The sequence below is a fragment of the Bradyrhizobium sp. genome, assembly GCF_049586575.1.
Classification (GTDB): domain Bacteria; phylum Pseudomonadota; class Alphaproteobacteria; order Rhizobiales; family Xanthobacteraceae; genus Bradyrhizobium.
Window position 1 is genome coordinate 1 of record NZ_JBAVCF010000251.1, and the last position, 2,831, is coordinate 2,831.

General features: G+C 66.1%; 4 protein-coding genes and 1 pseudogene. 4 read left to right on the forward strand and 1 reads right to left on the reverse strand.

The features are described from left to right. The 3 genes from WB528_RS09630 to cobJ form a co-directional block, all read left to right on the forward strand. Positions 1–471 (forward strand): precorrin-8X methylmutase (locus WB528_RS09630; protein ID WP_423888191.1); only part of this gene is annotated, 471 nt, incomplete at its 5' end. Positions 472–473: 2 nt separating this feature from the next. Next, entirely contained in the window at positions 474–1,205 is a 732-nt protein-coding gene (locus tag WB528_RS09635; protein ID WP_423888192.1) for a precorrin-2 C(20)-methyltransferase, read from the forward strand. Further along, a complete protein-coding gene (gene cobJ, locus WB528_RS09640; RefSeq protein WP_423888193.1) occupies positions 1,202–1,936 on the forward strand; it encodes a precorrin-3B C(17)-methyltransferase in 735 nt (244 codons plus the stop codon). Before WB528_RS09635 ends, cobJ begins: the two co-directional genes overlap by 4 nt. On the opposite strand, the gene WB528_RS09645 is transcribed toward cobJ, so the two are convergent. Beyond that, complete coding sequence (locus WB528_RS09645; protein WP_423888194.1) at positions 1,912–2,658, reverse strand: cobalt-precorrin-6A reductase; 747 nt, start codon at positions 2,656–2,658, stop codon at positions 1,912–1,914. The genes cobJ and WB528_RS09645 overlap by 25 nt on opposite strands. Position 2,659: 1 nt before the next feature. On the opposite strand from WB528_RS09645, the pseudogene WB528_RS09650 reads away from it, so the two are divergent. Further along, positions 2,660–2,831 (forward strand): annotated as a pseudogene (locus tag WB528_RS09650) (cobalamin biosynthesis bifunctional protein CbiET); the annotation flags it as partial.

A 2,831-nucleotide genomic window follows, 5' to 3' on the forward strand; every position in this document is an offset into this window, starting at 1 on the left:
CGCTTCACGCCCGGTATGGCCGGCATCGCGCGATCCGCGTTGCTGCGTGGCGCGCCGATCCTGTGCGATGCGCGCATGGTCTCGGAAGGCATTACGCGCGCCCGGCTGCCGTCCGGCAACGCCGTCATCTGTACGCTGGACGATCCCACCGTTCCCGCGCGCGCGCAGGCCACGGGCAATACCCGCTCGGCCGCGGCGCTGGAATTGTGGCGGCCGCACCTTGACGGCGCAATCGTCGCCATCGGCAATGCGCCGACTGCCCTGTTTCATCTCCTCAACATGCTCAGGGATGAAACCTGTCCAAGGCCCGCCGCCATCATCGGCTGTCCGGTCGGTTTTGTCGGCGCGGCCGAGGCCAAGGCGGCCCTGCTCGCCGAGCCGCCCGTACCAGCACTCACGGTCGAGGGACGCCTCGGCGGTTCGGCGATCACGGTGGCCGCCGTGAATGCGCTGGCAAGCCGGAGCGAATAGCGATGGGGAAAATCATCTGTTGCGGCCTTGGGCCTGGCGATCCCGACTTGATGAGCGTGCGGGCCGCGCGCGAGGTGCGGAGGGCGCGCCACGTCGCTTTTTTCCGCAAGAAAGGACATCCCGGCCAGGCACGGCGCATCGTCGAAGGAATGCTTGGCGAGAACGTCCGCGAATATCCGATGGAATATCCGGTCACGACCGAGATCGCCTTCAACAGCCGCGAATACACCCGCCTGCTCGACGGCTTCTACGAAGAATGGGCGGAACGGCTGGCACGGCTGGCGCGCAACGATGACGTGGTCGTGCTGTGCGAAGGCGACCCTTATTTCTACGGCTCCTTCATGCATCTGCACGCGCGCTTGCAGGGGCGCGCGGAGATCGAAGTCATCGCCGGCATTCCCGGTATGGCCGGCTGCTGGAATTCGGTTGGCCGGCCGATCGCGCTCGGCGACGACGTGATGACCGTGCTGATGGGCACGCTCCCCGAAGACGAACTCGGCCGCCGCATGCGTAACTCCGATGTGCTGGTCATCATGAAGACCGGCCGCAACCTCGAAAAGATCCGCCGCGCGCTGGCGTCCGCCGGCCGTCTTGACGAGGCGTGGCTGATCGAACGTGGCACTATGCCGGGTGAACGCGTCACGCGGCTCGTCGATGCCGGCGAGACCGACTGTCCTTATTTTGCAATCGTGCTGGTCTACGGTCAGGGACAGCGCACGAAGGCCGCCGAATGACCGGCACGCTGACCATTGCGGGATTGGGGCCCGGCAGCGAGGCGCTGGTGACGCCGGAGGTATCGGCCGCATTGGCTTCCGCCACCGACATATTGGGTTACGCCCCCTATGTCGCGCGCGTGGTCCCTCGCGCAGGCCTCGCCTTGCATCCATCTGACAATCGCGAAGAGTTGCAGCGCGCGACCGACGCGTTGCGGCTGGCATCGGAGGGGCGCCACGTGGTCGTGGTGTCCTCCGGCGATCCCGGCGTCTTCGCGATGGCGTCTGCGGTGTTCGAGGCGCTGGAGGCCGCACCGCAGTGGCGCGATCTTTCGATTCGCGTTCTACCCGGCGTCACCGCGATGTTCGCCGCTGCCGCGCGCATCGGCGCGCCGCTTGGCCATGATTTCTGCGCGATCAATCTTTCCGACAATCTGAAGCCGTGGGCTGTGATCGAGAGGCGTCTGCGGCTCGCCGCCGAGGCCGATTTCGCCATCGCAATCTATAATCCTCGCTCGGCGAGCCGCCCCGACGGCTTTGCGCGCGCGATCGAAATTCTGCGTGAAGCGGATTGCGGTGAACGCCTCGTGATCTTTGCCCGCGCGGTCAGCACGCCTGACGAGAAGATCGAAACAGCCTTTCTGCGCGACGCGCGCCCCGAGATGGCCGACATGAGGACACTGGTCATCGTCGGCAATTCGGCGACGCGCCGCATCGGCCGCTGGATTTACGCGCCGAGGCACGCCCGATGACCGAGCCAGTGCATCACCTCGGCCACGCTTTCCACCCGCAACCGCTCCGGCAATTCGGGCCGCGTGATCATGACAACGGGCAGACCAAGTTCGCGTGCGGCGTCGATCTTGGCGCGCGCGCCAACGCCCCCGGAGTTGCGGGCGACGATCCATTCGATCCGTCGCGCGCGCATCAGGTCCAGTTCGCCGGCGAGCGTAAACGGTCCACGCGAGACGATGAGATCCGCATCCGGCAGCGGCAGCGGACCTCCTGCGGCATCGATGAATCGGAGCGTGTAGGCGTGCTGCGGCCTCATGGCAAACGGCGCAATATGCTGCCGGCCGATGGCGAGGAAAATGCGCGCAGGCTTCTCCGGCAAGGCCGCGACTGCGGACGCAATGTCGGCAACCTCGATCCAGATATCGTCGAGCGTCTTGATCCAGGGTTTGCGCTCCAACGCGACCAGCGGCGTTGCCGTTGTCGCGCAGGCGACAACAGCGTGGCGGCTGATCTCGGTTGCGAAGGGATGGGTCGCATCGACCACATGCGTGAACCCTTCCTGCCGAATGGCATCAGCAAGACCATCCGCGCCGCCGAAGCCGCCGACGCGGGTTGGCAGCGGCTGATTGACCGGGACCTGCGTCCTTCCGGCATAGGAATAGATCGCGTCGTGCCCCGCAGCTGCGACCGACGCCGCCAGCAGATTGGCTTCGCTCGTTCCGCCCAGGATGAGGACGCGCATGGTGGATAGTCCTTGGCTCACCATTATAGGCATCGGCGAAGATGGCCTCTCCGGCCTCTCGGACGCAAGCCGAAAGGCGCTCGCGGAAGCCGGGACGATTTTCGGCGGAGAACGGCATCTGGCGCTCGCACATGCCGGCGTACGTGGCCGGCCGTGGCCGGTGCCGTTCGATG